This window comes from Chitinophagales bacterium, assembly GCA_020636535.1.
Lineage (GTDB): Bacteria > Bacteroidota > Bacteroidia > Chitinophagales > JADIYW01 > JADJSS01.
In genome coordinates this window covers 1,670,056-1,685,841 of record JACJXT010000011.1, presented here as the reverse complement: position 1 = coordinate 1,685,841, position 15,786 = coordinate 1,670,056, and the positions used below count along the sequence as shown (strand labels likewise).

Sequence of the window (15,786 nt, the reverse complement as noted above, 5' to 3'; positions counted from 1 at the left end):
TAAATCTAAACCTATAGGTGAAAAATATAAGCATGAATTTTATTAGCTAAGTCTAACATCTAAAAATCTTGACTCTAAAAGTCTCACCACTCAATACTAAACATCTCACTACCACAAATTCCAATGCAAGCATTGCTTTTATTAAATTAACTTTATTTTACCAAACAACCGTTTGTTAAACTACCAACATTCCTTACATTTATTGCCTATTCACTAATAAATGCCAAAGCAAAAGGTTACAGAAGAAGAAATCTTAAAACAATCACTACGATTGTTTCGCCAAAAGAGCTATCACAACACTTCTGTTGCTGACATTGCAGAAGCATGTGGTTTGCTAAAAGGCAGTTTGTATCATTATTTTCCAAGTAAAGAAGCATTAATGAGTGCTGTTATTGCCTATGCTCATAATATTTTTAAAGTAAAAGTATTTGCAATTGCTTACGACGCTCAACTAAGTCCACAAGAAAGAATGGAAAAAATGTTTCAACAATCTGAAAGAATATTATTGTCAGAAGGTAATATTATGGGAAATATTGGTGTAGAAACAGCACGAGTTATTCCAGATTTTGCCAATCTTATTAGAGATTTTTACACCGATTGGATGAATGCAGTCGCTTTTATTTTTGAAGCAGTAACAGATAAGAAATCAGCGTTACTGTTAGCAGAACAAACCGTAGCAGAGTTTGAAGGTGCTGTTATGATGAGTAGAATTTATAAAGATGCTAAATTTATTCACAATGCTTATGAACGATTGATGAATCGATTTGCAGCAGTATCATTATCTAAATCAAATAAACAAATATAAACAAGTATTATTAGTATGGAAACAAAACAAAGATTAATTAAAAAAGTAGCGGTCTTAGGTTCTGGTGTCATGGGTTCCGGAATTGCACTACACTTTGCCAATATTGGTGTAGAAGTGTTGTTGCTTGACATCGTTCCTTTTGATTTAACGGAAGCCGAAAAAAACAACCCAAAAGCAAGAAACAGAATTGTAGATACAATGCTACAAAATGCTTTAAAATCTAAACCAGCTCAAGCTTATGCTCCATCTGTTGCTAGTAGAGTTACTACAGGTAATTTTGATGATGACATGCATAAAATTAAAGACTGCGATTGGATTATTGAAGTGGTAGTAGAGAGATTAGACATCAAGCAACAAGTATTTGAAAAAATAGAAAAAAACTATACACCAGGTACTTTGGTAACTTCTAATACTTCTGGTATTCCAATTCATTTACTAGAAGAAGGTAGAAGCGATGTATTTAAAAAGAATTTCTGTGGAACACACTTCTTCAATCCACCTAGATATTTAAGATTGTTTGAAGTAATTCCTACTCCAAATACAGATAAAAGTGTGGTTGATTTCTTAATGGCTTATGGCGATAAATTCTTAGGAAAAGAAACTGTATTGTGTAAAGATACACCTGCTTTTATTGCAAATAGAGTTGGGGTTTATACTATGGCTAAAATTTTTCAGTTAACAACCGAGTTAGGTTTAAAAATTGAAGATGTTGATGCTTTAACAGGTCCAGCTATTGGTCGTCCTAAAACAGGTACTTTCAAATTATCTGATTTAGTAGGAAACGATACTGGTACTAAAGTAATGATGGGCATTAAAGAAAATTGTCCAAATGATGAACAAGCTAGTGCTTTTGCAGTTCCTAAATATGTAGATTTCTTACTAGAAAATAAATTTTTTGGTAATAAATCTAAAAAAGGGTATTACGAAAAATCTACTGATGAAAATGGTAAATTTCAATTATTAGCACTTCGTTTAGATTCTTTACAATACGAACCAGTTACTAAACCTAATTTTGCTTCTTTAAACAATGCTAAAAAAGCAGAAAGTCTAAAAGATAAAATCAATGCTTTTATTAAAGGTGATGATAAAGGTGCTGAATTAGTGAAAAAATCATTGGCAGGTTTATTTGCTTATGTTTCCAATAGAATTCCAGAAATTTCTGACAACTTATATTCTATTGATGATGCTTTAAGAGCTGGTTTTGCTTGGGATATAGGTCCTTTTCAATATTGGGACATCGTAGGTATTGAAAAAGGTATGGAGTTAGCAGAAGCAGATGGATTAACAATTGCTCAATGGGTAAAAGATTTTGTCGCTGCAGGAAATACATCTTTTTACAAATTAGAAAATGGCGTAAATAAATACTACGACCAAAATTCAAAATCTTATCAAGCTATTCCTGGTGCTGGAAGCTTTATCATATTAGATAATTTAAGAGGCAATACACCAGTTTGGAAAAACTCTGGTGGTACTTTACACGATATTGGCGATGGTGTGGTTTGTTTAGAATTTACTTCTAAAATGAATTCATTAGGTGGCGATGTTTTAGCGGCTATCAATAAATCAATCGACATAGCAGAAAAAGATTATAAAGGATTAGTTATTGGTAACGATGCGACAAACTTTTCTGTGGGTGCTAACTTAATGATGATTGCTATGATGGCTATGGAACAAGAGTTCGATGAACTAGATATGGCTGTTCGTCAGTTCCAAGCTACTACAATGCGTTGTAGATATTCTGGTATTCCAGTAGTTGCTGCACCTCATGGCATGACATTAGGTGGTGGTTGCGAAGTAACTATGCATAGCGATGTTGCTGTTGCTGCTGCCGAAACTTATATTGGTTTAGTAGAAGTTGGTGTTGGTTTATTACCTGGTGGTGGTGGAACAAAAGAATTTGCTTTAAGAGCTTCTGATAGTTTTACAGCTGGTGATGTTCAAATTCCTACGCTACAAGAAAAATTCTTACAAATTGCTATGGCTAAAGTAGCTACATCTGCTACAGAAGCAATGGATATGGGAATTTTAAGAAAAGGAACAGATAGAATGGTCGTGAATATTAAAAGAGTAATTGCAGAAGCTAAAGCAGAAGTCTTAAGCATGTACGAAGAAGGTTATACTCAGCCAGCACATAGAAATGATATTACTGTTTTAGGAAAAACTGGATTAGGTTCATTGTATGTTGGTGTAGAATCATTTGTAGCTGGAAAATATATTTCAGAACACGATGCAAAAATTGCTAAGAAAATTGCCTTTGTATTATGTGGTGGCGATTTATCTGCTGAAAGCAAAGTATCTGAACAATATTTATTGGATTTAGAAAGAGAAGCATTTTTATCATTATGTGGTGAAAAGAAAACACTAGAAAGAATCCAACACATGTTACAAACAGGAAAACCACTAAGAAATTAATTTTTAAGATAGATAGAATCAAGATATTAGATTATTAGACAATGCACAATTTTAAAAAGTTAGATATTTGGATAAAAAGTATGGAGTTAACTAAAACCATATATTCATTTACTAATGAGTTTCCAAAAAATGAAACTTATGGAATTATTTCTCAAATGAGAAGAAGTGCATTATCTATTCCATCTAATATTGCAGAAGGAACTGGAAGAAATTCAGATAAAGAACTTAATAAGTTTTTAAACATAGCTTTAGGTTCTTCTTTTGAGTTAGAAACACAGATTATATTATCATATGAATTAGATATGATAAATAATCAGCAATTTAAAAATCTTGATTCTAAAATATCTGAATTACAAAAAATGATAATTGGTTTTAAAAATAAAATAAAAGAATAATATCAATAGAACAAAGCTAAAAGTCTTGGTTCTATAATCTAAAAATCTAAAATCTAAATAAAAAATGAAAGAAGCATATATAGTAGCAGGATACAGATCAGCAATTGGAAAAGCCAAAAAAGGTGGCTTTCGCTTTTATCGTCCTGATGATTTAGCTGCAGATGTAGTAAAACATCTTGTAGCCTCAATTCCAAATTTCGATGCATCTCGTGTAGATGACTTAATTTGTGGAAATGCCATACCTGAAGCTGAACAAGGTATGCAAATTGGTAGAATGATTGTACTTCGTGCAGGACTACCTAAAAATGTTGGTGGTGTTACCGTCAATCGTTACTGTGCATCTGGTTTAGAAACCATTGCTATGGCAACAGCAAAAATTAGAGCTGGAATGGCTCAATGTATTATTGCTGGTGGTGTAGAATCAATGTCGTTATTACCAATGACAGGCTGGAGAACCGTATTGAATTATGAAATTGCCAATGCAAATCCAGATTATTACTCTTCAATGGGATTAACAGCAGAAGCAGTTGCACAGAAATACAATATTTCTCGTTTAGCTCAAGATGAATTTTCTTATAATTCTCATCAAAAAGCAATGAAAGCAATTGCTGAAGGTAAATTTAAAGATGAAATTGTGCCAGTTACAGTAGAAGAAATTTTTGTTGATGCCAATAACAAAAGAAAGAAAAAATCATACACAGTAGAAACAGATGAAGGACCAAGAGCAGATACTTCTGTAGAAGGTCTAGGAAAATTGCGACCAGTTTTTGCTAATGGTGGTTCTGTAACAGCAGGTAATTCATCACAAACTTCTGATGGTGCAGCTTTTGTTATGGTAATGTCTGAAGATATGGTGAAAGAGTTGAATCTTCAACCAATAGCAAGATTAGTAACGAGTGCTGTTGTTGGTTGCGAACCAAGCATTATGGGAATTGGACCAGTAGTGGCTATTCCACAAGCATTAAAGCAAGCCAATTTGAAATTAGATGATATTCAGCAAATTGAATTAAACGAAGCATTTGCAGCACAATCGTTAGCAGTAATTCAAGAAGCAGGATTAAATCCAAACATCATCAACTTAAATGGTGGTGCTATTGCATTAGGACATCCACTAGGTTGTTCTGGTGCTAAATTGTCTATTCAATTATTAAACGAAATGAAAAGACAAAACCAAAAATACGGAATGGTATCAGCTTGTATTGGTGGAGGACAAGGTATTGCTGGTATTTTTGAAAGATTTTAAAATAATAAACAAATATTTAAATTAATAAAATGAGTGAAAATGTTTTAAAAGGTGGCGAGTTTATCATCAAAACTTCTACACCAGAGATGGTATTTACACCAGAAGATTACACAGAAGAGCAATTAATGGTGCGTCAAATGGCGAGCGATTTTGTTGAAAAAGAAGTTTTTCCGAAATGGAAAGAAATTGAAAAACAAGAAGAAGGCTTATCTAAAAATTTGCTAGAAAAAGCTGGTGAATTAGGTTTATTAAGTACTGCAATTCCAGAAGCTTACGGTGGTATGGAACAAGATGTAATTACTGGTTGTATTATTGCTGAAGAATATGGAAGAACAGGTTCTTTTGCTACTACGACTATTGCACACATTGGTATTGGTACTTTGCCTACGCTTTACTTTGGTACGGAAGAACAAAAACAAAAATACTTACCAAAATTGGGTTCTGGAGAGTGGGCTGCCTCTTATTGTCTAACTGAACCAAGTGCTGGTTCTGATGCATTAGGTGCTAAAACAACGGCTACACTTAGTGAAGATGGCAAAGAGTGGATTTTAAATGGTAGTAAAATGTGGATTACCAATGCTGGTTTTGCAGATTTATTTACTGTTTTTGCTAAAATTGATGGCAAAGAGTTTACTGGATTCTTAGTAGAAAAAGGTACTCCTGGCTTAAGTTTAGGTGCTGAAGAAGATAAAATGGGTATCAAAGGTTCTTCTACTAGACAGGTATTTTTTGAGAATTGTAGAATTCCTGTAGAAAATATGTTGGGCGAAAGAGGCAAAGGTCATAAAATTGCTTTCAACATTTTAAATATTGGTAGATATAAATTAGGTGCTACTGCTTTAGGTGGTGCTAGACAAGCATTTAGTTTGGCTGTACAATATGCTCTAGAAAGACAACAATTTGGTACTGCTATTGCTAATTTCGGAGCTATACAACATAAAATTGCAGAAATGGCAATTCAAATATTTGCTTTAGAAGTATCTACTTATAGATGTGCTAAAGACATCGAAATTACTGAAGACATTCTTAAAAAAGCAGGTAAAACATTTGATGAATCTTTATTGGGTGCTGCTGAAGAATTTGCTATAGAATGTGCTATTGTTAAAGTATTTGGTTCTGAAGTGTTAGACTATATTGTTGATGAGAATGTACAAATTCATGGAGGAATGGGATATTCTGAAGAAACTGCTGCTCCAAGAGCTTATAGAGATTCTAGAATTGCCAGAATTTATGAAGGTACGAATGAAATCAATCGTTTGTTATCTATAGATATGTTATTTAAAAAAGCATTCTCTGGAAAATTAGATTTAATGACACCAGGAATGGCTTTACAAAAAGAATTAATGTCAGTTCCAAACTTTGATGATGATACCGATAGCGAATTTGGTGCAGAAGTAAAAGCATTAGAAAATGCTAAGAAAGCATTCTTATTAGTTGGTGGTGGTGCAGCTCAAAAATTAATGCAAAAATTAAAAGACGAGCAAGAAATCATTATGAATGCAGCTGATATGTTGATTGAAGTTTATGTACTAGAATCTTTATTAATGAGAGTTCAAAAAATATTTGAAAAAGGAGAAAAGAAAGATGATATTTATAAAGATATTTTAAAAACATATTTTAGTGATGCAATGCAAAGAATTAATAAAGCAGGACGAGATGCTTTAATGTCATTTGCAGAAGGAGATGAGTTAAGAATTATGTTAATGGGTTTAAAACGATTTACGAAGTACGAAACGGTTAATGTAAAAGAAGCAAGAAGAAGAATTGCTAAAAAGATATTAGACGCAGGAAAATACAATCTGTAATATAAAATATCAATCATTACAACAAAAGTCCTTTACAATTGTAAAGGACTTTTTATTTATGTCAAATAGAAATTGGTATTTTATTGAATAGCAGACACATGCTTTAAGTCAATCAATAAATTGCTCATTTCATTGAGTGGCAACATAGAACCAGCATCTGATAGTGCTTCGCTTGGATTGGGATGTGTTTCTATAAAAACACCATTGGCTCCAGCAATAATTCCACATTTAGCAATCATATCAACGTATTTTGGATTGCCACCACTGCTTCCTAAATTAGCATTAGGTTGTTGAACGCTATGTGTTGCATCTATAATTGGAATACAATCTAAAGCAGTCATTTTTACAATGTTTCTAAAATCGACTACCAAATCATGATAACCAAAAAACGAACCTCTTTCTGTTAACATTACTTGATTATTACCAACACTTTGTACTTTTGCAATTGCTTTTGCCATCATGTCCATATCTGCAAACTGACCTTTTTTAATATTTACTATTTTATTAGTAGCGGCAGCTGCTAGAATTAAATCGGTTTGTCTGCATAAAAAAGCAGGAATTTGAATAATATCTACAAAGTCTGCAACTAAAGCAATATCTTCTATACTATGTACATCTGTTAAAATGCTGCAATTGTATTTTTTTTTGATATTACGAAGAATATCAATAGATTCAGTTATTCCAATTGAAGTAAAACTACTAATATTTGTTCTGTTAGCTTTCTTAAATGATGCTTTAAAAATAAAAGGAATTTCTAATTCATCTGTTATATTCACTAATGTTTCGGCAATGGTATTGGTTATCATTTCTGACTCAATGACACATGGTCCAGCAATTAAAAATAAAGGTGTATTTTTCAGTTGATTATAGTTCATTAGTACTTGTATTTTTTCCAGCGTTGTTTTAAAAATTCTAGTAATGCCATTTCTTTTGGATTTTTTCCTGGTTGGTATAGTGTAGTTCCTACAATTTCATCTGGTAGAAACTCCATATCTACAAAATTGTTTTCGAATTGATGTGCATACTTGTAGTCTTTTCCGTAATTCAAATTTTTCATGAGTTGTGTTGGTGCATTTCTAATGCTTAAAGGCACACTTAAATGTTGTGTTTTCTTTGCTAAATCAATAGCATCATTAATAGCAATATATGAAGCATTACTTTTAACAGAAGTAGCTAAGTAAATGACTGTCTGCGATAAAATAATTCTACACTCAGGATAACCTACTTTTTCTACAGCACTAAAACAAGCTTCTGCTAATAACAAAGCATTAGGATTGGCATTACCAATATCTTCTGATGCAAAGATGAGCATTCTTCTAGCAATAAATTTTGGATCTTCACCACCAACAATCATTCTTGCCAACCAATATATCGCAGCATTTGGGTCGCTACCTCTCATCGATTTTATAAATGCCGAAATAATATCGTAATGTTGCTCACCACTTTTGTCGTATCGTGCAATATTTTGCTGTATAATTTCCTCTACTATATCATTGGTAATTAAATCTTTATCTATCGATTGTTCAAGTACTAAATCAAGTATATTTAAGAGTTTTCTTGCATCGCCTCCACTAAAATACAACAAAGCATCGTACTCAGCAATTGTAATATTTTTTGATTTTAATAACTCATCTTGTTGCAATGCATTTTGTACAATATCAATTAAATCAGCTTTATCTAAAGCTTTCAAGGTAAATACCAAACATCTTGATAATAAAGCACTATTGACTTCAAAAGATGGATTTTCTGTAGTAGCACCAATTAAGATAATTAACCCTTTTTCAACAGCTCCTAATAAAGCATCTTGCTGCGATTTATTAAATCGATGAATTTCATCAATAAATAAAACAATAGTACCATTTTGTTGTGCTTTGTCTATAATTTGTCTTAAATCTTTCACGCCGGCAGCAATAGCACTTAACTGCTCGTAAGGCAAATTGGCTTGTTGTGCTAGTAAATATGCTAGCGTAGTTTTTCCAACGCCAGGTGGTCCCCAAAAAATCATCGATTGCAAATGTTTATTAGCTACCATATTGAATAATGGCTTACCTTTTGCCAACAAATGGTCTTGTCCTTTTACTTGATTGATGTTGGTTGGTCGTACTCTTTCTGCTAAAGGAATTTGCATGCTTGAAATTAGTGATAATATTTTTTAAATTACACATTAGACATTTATTTTGAAATAATTTCCCGCAGATGTCGCTGATATTCGCAGAAATAATATTAAAGATATTAGGACTCTAAAAAAGTATTTGCAGATAAATTGTTCATTTTATTCTAAGGTAGTTTATAAGTTTGTGGAATAAAAATTCTGTTAAAATTGTAAATTTGCCAACATGTATAAGATTTTAAGGTTTTTTCTGTTTTTAATGGATCCAGAGGAAGCACACTATGCAACTTTAAAAAGCTTAAAAATTTTAGTAAAGATTCCTATTCTTGGTTGGTTGGTCAAGCAATTTTATACAGTAAAGAACAAGAAGCTAGAAAAACAGTTTTTTGGACTTCAATTTAGAAATCCTGTTGGTTTAGCTGCTGGTTTGGATAAAAATGCAGAATACATTGAAGCATTATCTTGCTTAGGTTTTGGTTTTATTGAAGTAGGTACTGTTACGCCTTTGCCACAAGAAGGTAATCCGAAGCCAAGATTATTTAGAGTAAAGCAAGATAGAGCTATTATTAATAGAATGGGTTTTAATAATGCTGGAATGGAAGTGGTACGCAACAACATTTTAGAGTATAGAAACAAACATCCAAAATCTAGTTTAATTATTGGTGTAAATATTGGAAAAAATAAAGTTACACCAAACGAAATTGCAAAAGAAGACTATATCCAATGCTTTAATCATTTGTATGATATGGCAGATTATTTTGTAGTGAATGTGAGTTCGCCTAACACACCAGATTTAAGAGCATTGCAAGAAAAAGAGCCATTGCAAGACATTATCTTTAGTTTGCAAAATCAGAATAAATATAAAGATAAACCAAAACCAATATTGCTGAAAATTGCACCAGATTTAAGTAAAGAACAACTCAACGATATTTTAGAGATTGTAGATAGTACAAACCTATCTGGTATTATTGCTACGAATACTACAATTAGCAGAGATGGTATTACACTTTATGAAGATGAGTTAAATGAAATTGGTAATGGTGGTTTAAGTGGTGAACCTTTAACAGATAGTGCTACATTTGTTATAGAACATCTTAGAAATAAAAACCACGAGATTCCTATTATTGGCGTTGGTGGCATTATGAGTGCTAAAAATGCTAAAGAAAAAATGCAATTTGGTGCAGACTTAGTACAAGTATATACTGGTTTAATTTATGAAGGACCAAGCTTAGTAAAAAAAATAAATAAGCTGTTGAAAAAGTGATTTTATATTTTTATTGTATGATAACCAACAAGACCTATTACTCGGATAATGACATTAGTCGATATAACTTTTTGCCTCGAATTCTATACTTTGTAGGTATAATTTTTGTAAGTAGCTTTTTATTTAAAAATAGTAGCAAAAATAAGAATTATTCGAATGAAGCTATAATCTTGTTTGATGTTATCTTTCTTTTTATTGGAATAGTAATAATTATTTTTTCTAAAATATATAAACAAATACAGATTGACTTAAATAAGAAATTATTTATAATTCATTATCTTACTATATTTAAGGCATAATACTGAAAAATAGTTGGTGTATTGTATCAAGAGTACTATAAATAAAGGTTAAACTAGATATTTTATGAAATGTATTTCATAAAATATTTTCTTTGTTAAAAAATGGCAAAAAAAAGCGATGTTGGAGCTGTAGTAGTTTAGATGTAATATGCTGGGGCAAACAACAAAACAAGCAAAGATTTAAGTGTAAAAACTGTGGCATATTATTCACAAGGAATAGACCAGAACAAAAAATAAAGAACCGATTCATATGGTTCAAGAAATGGATAATAGAAAGACAAACCTACAACACATTATGTAGAGATAGTGGTTATTCAAAAGACACCTTACAAAGAACCTTTTATAAAATTTTAGAGCGTTCGCCCACGGTTAAAATCATAAAAAGAGAACAAGTTAATCTTAGAGTGGACGGTACTTATTTTGCACAGTTCTGTTTAATAGCTTATCAAGATAATCTTGATGGCTATACACAACTTATCCGTTTTTCAGATGGAGAGCATTTTGAAGAGATTAAGGAAGATTTAAGTAATTTAATACACTTAGGCATTAAATTAGAAAGTATTACCTCAGATGGTGCTAAAAGTATATTAAAAGCAATTAAACATACTGACAGTAATATAGTTATACAAAGATGCTTGGTACATATTCAACGAATGTGCTTACTATGGCTTACTAAATACCCTAAACACATAGCAGGACAAGAACTTAGAAAACATATTTTGCTATTACTCAAAATAGAAACACAGAATGATAAAATATGGTGGACAAGAGAGTTAAAGCTATGGTATGAAAGACACAAAGACTATCTTAATGAAAAGACTATTAACTTAGAAACTAGAAGGTATTGGTATACTCATAAACTACTAAGAAGATCCTACTTCTCAATAAAAAGAGCATTGCCTAATATGTTTCACTATTTAGAAAATCCAAAAATACCAAGAACAACAAATGGAATTGAAGGTTATTTTAGCCATCTAAAAAATCATCTTGATTTGCACAGAGGTTTGACTTTAAAAAATAGAATAAATTTCATCAAATGGTATGTGTATTTATCTAATGAAAAATAGAGTTTTTTTAGCCATCAAGTATACCAAAAAATGAAAAAGGTTGATAGTTATCTATCAACCCATTTTTTGTATATACATTAATCCTATTGCTAAAAAGTTGGTCTCCACCAGTGCTTTTATCCTCTTCAGATTAACTGGAGAAAGCTAAACATTATTTTTGTCAAATGCACCAACTATTTTTCAGTACATTACCATATTTAAAGAAAATAATGCTATTTCTATTCCTTTAGAAAATTTAACTTACAGTTTTAATAAAAAGCCATCTAGAAAAAGGTTAAATAATTGGAAGTTAATTATTAGAAATAAAAAGAAAGAAGTACTTAGTCTAGAAACTAGTGATTATGGTTTTTCTCAAGAAACATTAGAATTAATTGTAAAAGAACTTGAAGAAATACAAGAGATTTATTAATTTAATTACACATTTTTTTTTACTCAATCTCTTATTTTAGGAATGTTAAAGAATTTGGCAGTCAGTACTGGTACTACAAATATCAATACCGTTATTATAGAAACTACTAAATCAAACTTTTCTGATTCTATAAACTGAAATAATGGAGAATGTCCATAAAAATGTGCTGGCAGTGCTAGTAATAATTTCAAACCTAATAAGCCAATTACTAAAAATGCAGCAGTTTCTAAGAATGGATATTTTTCCATGAGTTTTACAAATCGTTGTGCTACAAAACGCATTGCCAATATACCAATAAAAACACCAGTACAAATTAAATAGATATTGTCTGTAAAGGCAACTGCTGCAAAAACATTATCTAAAGAAAAAGCTAAGTCCATTATTTCTACAGCTACAATAGTAGCCCAAAATGGACCTAATAAACCAATGGTGTATTTATAAATCTTGCTATTTTCTTTCTTTACATCTTCGTGTTCTTCTTTCGGTGGATTAAGTTTCTTCAAGGAATAATCAATCAATAAATAGACTAAATAGACACCACCTAAAGGTTTTAACCACCAAACTTTTATCAATTGTGCTGCTAAAATTAAACACAAACCTCTAAATACATAAGCACCAAAAATACCATATTTAAGTGCTTTTGCTCTTTGCTCTTTTGGTAAATCCATTACCATAGTTGCTAGTACTGCAGCATTATCTACAGAAAGTAATGATTCTATTAAAACTAGATTGAGTACTATTAATAAAGCTTCTTGCCAAGAATGATCTTGCAATATAAATTCCATATCCCAAAAGTAACAGATTTCATTAAAATTTAGTTCCAAGCAATGCTAATAAATTATTGTAAGATTGTTAGAGTCAAGATTATTAGATAGTAGACTATTTTATTCTGCTTCTTATATTGTTGATAGTTCTCTCTTGACCATATTGGAAGTTAACAAATATTAGGAAGTGTTGGAAGGAAACTTCCGACAGCACGAAAAATATATAATTATAATTTTACACAAAAACAGTATCTATAAATTTAGAGTTTAGCAATCGTGCTACTGCCATATAGTTGAGTTTAAATTGTATTTTATCACCTATATTATATTTCTTTTTTCCATTTTTTTCTTTGTTATTGCCAATGTCCATTACATACATATCAGAAGTAACACCAACAAAATTTAATGCTTTATCTATAGGTGTAATGTTTTCTACATCAACATCTAGCAAACCAAAATCTAAAATAATTTTAGTACTAGTCGCATTAGCATCTTTGTCGTCGAAAGTAGCAGTGCTTCCAATATTTGCGTCACCAATTGTGCCTTCTGGAATAAGTTTTTTTTGTTCTAACTCAATAATATTAGCAGTAAACAAAAAAGTTTCTGTCGATAGTTCTTTAAACGGTTGATTGTTTAAAGGACTGATGCCAAAAAATGCTGCTTCTCCAATTCTAAAATGATTAATAGAAGATGGTACTTTTCCTTCTTCTATCAAAGGAAGTGTAATAGAAGTTCCACCAGAAATATATGGCAACTCTTTCTTAAATCGCGAAGCAATAATATCTCTATAGGAGGAAAGTTGTTGTAGCTTTTCGTAACTCGGTTCTACACCATACATACAACCTAAGTTAGAACCAATGCCTAAAACTTTTATATGAGATAAATTAAATACTACTTCATAAAAATCTAGCACATTAGAAATATTGACACCTTCTCTAAGTTCGCCTAATTCAATCATGATAATTATACTATGAATTTTGTTAGCAGCTTTGGCAGCTTTGTTGAGTGCTTTTATAGTTACTAATGAACTGTTTAATGATATATCTACATATTTAATAATTTCTTTTGCATACTTTTTTGCAGGTGGTTTAATGTAAATCGTTCTCATATCTGGATTTACAGCTCTTAAGTTTTTTAAACTCGTAAGTCTTGAGTCGCCAACTGAACTAATGTTTGCTATAATGTCATCAGTCAGTATATTTTTTAGAAATGCTTTATCGCCAGAAAAAACTTTAGTAATTAAACTCCATTCTATATTGTGTGCTTTAAAATATTGACTTAAATACTTGATGTTGTTTTTTATATTTTCTGTTTGAATGATTAATTCAGCCATAATGTTATTGTTGTTTTTGTAAATATTGAATTGTAGTAAATGTTAGGGCAGATATTAGTATGCCAAAAAAGTTAGCATCAATACCTAGAGGAAGTTTTATAGCTGAAATAATTAAAATAAGCGTAGTACTTCCACCAGCAAGCATTGCACCAATGGCAGCTTTTGCCGATGGTTTTTTGTAGACCAAAGTAGCAATAACTGGTATGAGTAATCCAGAGACCATAAATGCATAAGAGTACAACATTAAATTAAGCACACTCTGCATTACAGTTGCTAGTGCAATGGCTAGTATTCCAATGATAAAAGTAATTATTTGTGCTTGTTTAATAGAAATACTGTTGTTGTCTTTCTTAAAATAACTGATAATATCTGTACTTAAATTTCCAGAAGCAGCCATCAAACAGCTATCTGCCGTTGACATAATTGCCGAGAAATAAGCAGACATCATTAATCCCATTAATCCAACAGGTAAAATATTAGACAATAATAAAGGCAAACCTAATTCTGGATCGATGTGACTATTTGGAGCAAATCCTAATTCAGAAAACAAACCTTGTTCAAAAGCAACTTTAGCAAATAGTCCTAATATTACGCCCATAAATGCCATAATTGGCCATTCAAAAATTCCAGCAATAAACCACGCTTTCTTTGCAGTCTTTTCATCTTTACAAGCATATATTCTTTGATAAAGTGTCATGCCAATAAACCAAATAGGTACTATAGTAATGAACCAATTAAAGAGTTGTATAAAAGAAATATTGCTCAGCGACAACATATTGCTTGGCAACGATTGCGTAATAGCTTGCCAACCACCAATTTTTATATATCCAATTGGAATGCCAATAAATACAAGTCCAACCATTAAAATAATCCATTGAATAGTATCTGTATAAATCACTGCTTTAATACCACCAAAAGCAGTATAAACAAGTGCAATAATTCCCATGATAATTGCAGCCGTTGGAATAGATACACTAGGAAATGTTGCTGATGCTAGTTTTGCACCTGCTAAAATTTGTGAACTCGTAAATCCAATATATCCTATGATAGAAATAATACCAGCCAATAGAGCTACTTTTTTATTGTAGTAGTAGGAGAGTGCTTCTGGAAAAGTAAGTAGTTTTTCTTTTTTAGATAAAGGATATATTTTTGGAATTAATATAACTGCACTTAACCAAGCACCAATTAAACCAGTAAATAACATCCAACTACCAGAAATACCAATAGCAAAACCTAATCCACCTAACCCAATAGAAAAACCACCACCAACATCAGTGGCAACTACAGAAAGTCCTATATGTCCTGCCGACATATTTCTTCCGCCTACAAAATAATCTTCCTTAGTTTTATTTTTATTTAGAAAATACAAGCCAACAGCTAGCATCGACAAAAGATAAGTTATAAAAATAATTAAATCAATAATATTAATACTCATTATTTTATTTTTAATCTCATTTCTAAATACTTATTGGTAAAACCTAATTTTTCATATAAAAATTTTGCTGGATTATCTGGTTCTACATGCAGAGCAATATCGCCTTTGGTATGTTTAAAACATTCTTTTAATAGAATTTTCCCTAAACCTTTACCTCTAGCATCTTTATGAATAGCAATGTATACCAAAATATTTTCAGGTATATATCCATCCATTCCAGTCTGATTAATAACAACTGCACCTTTAATAGTATTGTTTTCTTTAAGCAACATAGTAAATCCACCGAAAGAACTTCTTTCTTTAGTAGCATACTCTATTGCTTTTTTAATATCTTCTTTTGGATCGCCGTATTCATCAAGATGTTCAAACAAAAAGTTGACTACTTTTTTCTTTTCCATCATGGTTGGTCGGTTTACAGCATTGTAAATTTCTGTCTTCAACATTA

At 31.2% G+C, this 15,786-nt stretch carries 14 protein-coding genes; 8 read left to right on the top strand and 6 right to left on the bottom strand.

The features are described 5' to 3' along the window. The first annotated feature begins 220 nt into the window (after positions 1-220). The 5 genes from H6553_07890 to H6553_07870 all read left to right on the top strand — a co-directional run bounded on the left by H6553_07890 (position 221) and on the right by H6553_07870 (position 6,660). Positions 221-805, top strand: coding sequence for a TetR/AcrR family transcriptional regulator (locus H6553_07890; protein MCB9033743.1), 585 nt, complete (start codon positions 221-223; stop codon positions 803-805). Positions 806-820: 15 nt separating this feature from the next. Next, the gene (locus H6553_07885) at positions 821-3,217 is read left to right on the top strand and encodes a 3-hydroxyacyl-CoA dehydrogenase/enoyl-CoA hydratase family protein (protein ID MCB9033742.1); all 2,397 of its coding nucleotides are present in this window, start codon (positions 821-823) and stop codon (positions 3,215-3,217) included. Between the two features lie 41 nt (positions 3,218-3,258). Continuing rightward, complete coding sequence (locus H6553_07880) at positions 3,259-3,612, top strand: four helix bundle protein (protein MCB9033741.1); 354 nt, start codon at positions 3,259-3,261, stop codon at positions 3,610-3,612. 64 nt (positions 3,613-3,676) lie between these two features. Then, complete coding sequence (locus H6553_07875) at positions 3,677-4,855, top strand: acetyl-CoA C-acyltransferase (GenBank protein MCB9033740.1); 1,179 nt, start codon at positions 3,677-3,679, stop codon at positions 4,853-4,855. Between the two features lie 29 nt (positions 4,856-4,884). Beyond that, positions 4,885-6,660, top strand: a complete 1,776-nt coding sequence (locus H6553_07870) for an acyl-CoA dehydrogenase family protein (protein ID MCB9033739.1) — start codon at positions 4,885-4,887, stop codon at positions 6,658-6,660. Between the two features lie 80 nt (positions 6,661-6,740). Here the strand turns inward: H6553_07870 and kdsA are convergent, their stop codons facing one another. Continuing rightward, a complete protein-coding gene (gene kdsA, locus H6553_07865; protein ID MCB9033738.1) occupies positions 6,741-7,535 on the bottom strand; it encodes a 3-deoxy-8-phosphooctulonate synthase in 795 nt (264 codons plus the stop codon). Continuing rightward, positions 7,535-8,788 carry a replication-associated recombination protein A gene (locus tag H6553_07860; protein MCB9033737.1) on the bottom strand — a complete coding sequence of 418 codons (1,254 nt, stop codon included), beginning with the start codon at positions 8,786-8,788 and terminating at the stop codon, positions 7,535-7,537. The genes kdsA and H6553_07860 overlap by 1 nt, the downstream gene beginning before the upstream one ends. 208 nt (positions 8,789-8,996) lie before the next feature. Here H6553_07860 and H6553_07855 point away from each other — a divergent pair, with 208 nt between their 5' ends. From H6553_07855 to H6553_07845, 3 genes are all read left to right on the top strand, one after another. Beyond that, positions 8,997-10,034, top strand: coding sequence for a quinone-dependent dihydroorotate dehydrogenase (locus H6553_07855; GenBank protein ID MCB9033736.1), 1,038 nt, complete (start codon positions 8,997-8,999; stop codon positions 10,032-10,034). Positions 10,035-10,416: 382 nt separating this feature from the next. After that, the gene (locus tag H6553_07850) at positions 10,417-11,400 is read left to right on the top strand and encodes a transposase (protein ID MCB9033735.1); all 984 of its coding nucleotides are present in this window, start codon (positions 10,417-10,419) and stop codon (positions 11,398-11,400) included. 157 nt (positions 11,401-11,557) lie between these two features. Continuing rightward, positions 11,558-11,809, top strand: a complete 252-nt coding sequence (locus H6553_07845; GenBank protein MCB9033734.1) for a hypothetical protein — start codon at positions 11,558-11,560, stop codon at positions 11,807-11,809. 23 nt (positions 11,810-11,832) lie between these two features. Here H6553_07845 and H6553_07840 read toward each other — a convergent pair whose 3' ends face one another. The 4 genes from H6553_07840 to H6553_07825 all read right to left on the bottom strand — a co-directional run bounded on the left by H6553_07840 (position 11,833) and on the right by H6553_07825 (position 15,784). Then, entirely contained in the window at positions 11,833-12,594 is a 762-nt protein-coding gene (locus H6553_07840) for a DUF475 domain-containing protein (GenBank protein ID MCB9033733.1), read from the bottom strand. A 214-nt stretch (positions 12,595-12,808) separates the two neighbouring features. Next, positions 12,809-13,906, bottom strand: a complete 1,098-nt coding sequence (locus tag H6553_07835) for an alanine racemase (GenBank protein MCB9033732.1) — start codon at positions 13,904-13,906, stop codon at positions 12,809-12,811. A 4-nt stretch (positions 13,907-13,910) separates the two neighbouring features. After that, complete coding sequence (locus tag H6553_07830; protein MCB9033731.1) at positions 13,911-15,335, bottom strand: sodium:solute symporter family protein; 1,425 nt, start codon at positions 15,333-15,335, stop codon at positions 13,911-13,913. Between the two features lie 5 nt (positions 15,336-15,340). Next, positions 15,341-15,784, bottom strand: coding sequence for a GNAT family N-acetyltransferase (locus H6553_07825; GenBank protein ID MCB9033730.1), 444 nt, complete (start codon positions 15,782-15,784; stop codon positions 15,341-15,343). Positions 15,785-15,786: the final 2 nt, after the last annotated feature.

What these genes read in the sequence shown, in the direction of transcription:
- H6553_07890 (MCB9033743.1), top strand. Translation starts at nt 221, where the DNA reads ATGCCAAAGCAAAAGGTTACAGAAGAAGAAATCTTAAAACAATCACTA.
- H6553_07885 (MCB9033742.1), top strand. Translation starts at nt 821, where the DNA reads ATGGAAACAAAACAAAGATTAATTAAAAAAGTAGCGGTCTTAGGTTCT.
- H6553_07880 (MCB9033741.1), top strand. Translation starts at nt 3,259, where the DNA reads ATGCACAATTTTAAAAAGTTAGATATTTGGATAAAAAGTATGGAGTTA.
- H6553_07875 (MCB9033740.1), top strand. Translation starts at nt 3,677, where the DNA reads ATGAAAGAAGCATATATAGTAGCAGGATACAGATCAGCAATTGGAAAA.
- H6553_07870 (MCB9033739.1), top strand. Translation starts at nt 4,885, where the DNA reads ATGAGTGAAAATGTTTTAAAAGGTGGCGAGTTTATCATCAAAACTTCT.
- kdsA (MCB9033738.1), bottom strand. Translation starts at nt 7,535, where the DNA reads ATGAACTATAATCAACTGAAAAATACACCTTTATTTTTAATTGCTGGA.
- H6553_07860 (MCB9033737.1), bottom strand. Translation starts at nt 8,788, where the DNA reads ATGCAAATTCCTTTAGCAGAAAGAGTACGACCAACCAACATCAATCAA.
- H6553_07855 (MCB9033736.1), top strand. Translation starts at nt 8,997, where the DNA reads ATGTATAAGATTTTAAGGTTTTTTCTGTTTTTAATGGATCCAGAGGAA.
- H6553_07840 (MCB9033733.1), bottom strand. Translation starts at nt 12,594, where the DNA reads ATGGAATTTATATTGCAAGATCATTCTTGGCAAGAAGCTTTATTAATA.
- H6553_07835 (MCB9033732.1), bottom strand. Translation starts at nt 13,906, where the DNA reads ATGGCTGAATTAATCATTCAAACAGAAAATATAAAAAACAACATCAAG.
- H6553_07825 (MCB9033730.1), bottom strand. Translation starts at nt 15,784, where the DNA reads ATGTTGAAGACAGAAATTTACAATGCTGTAAACCGACCAACCATGATG.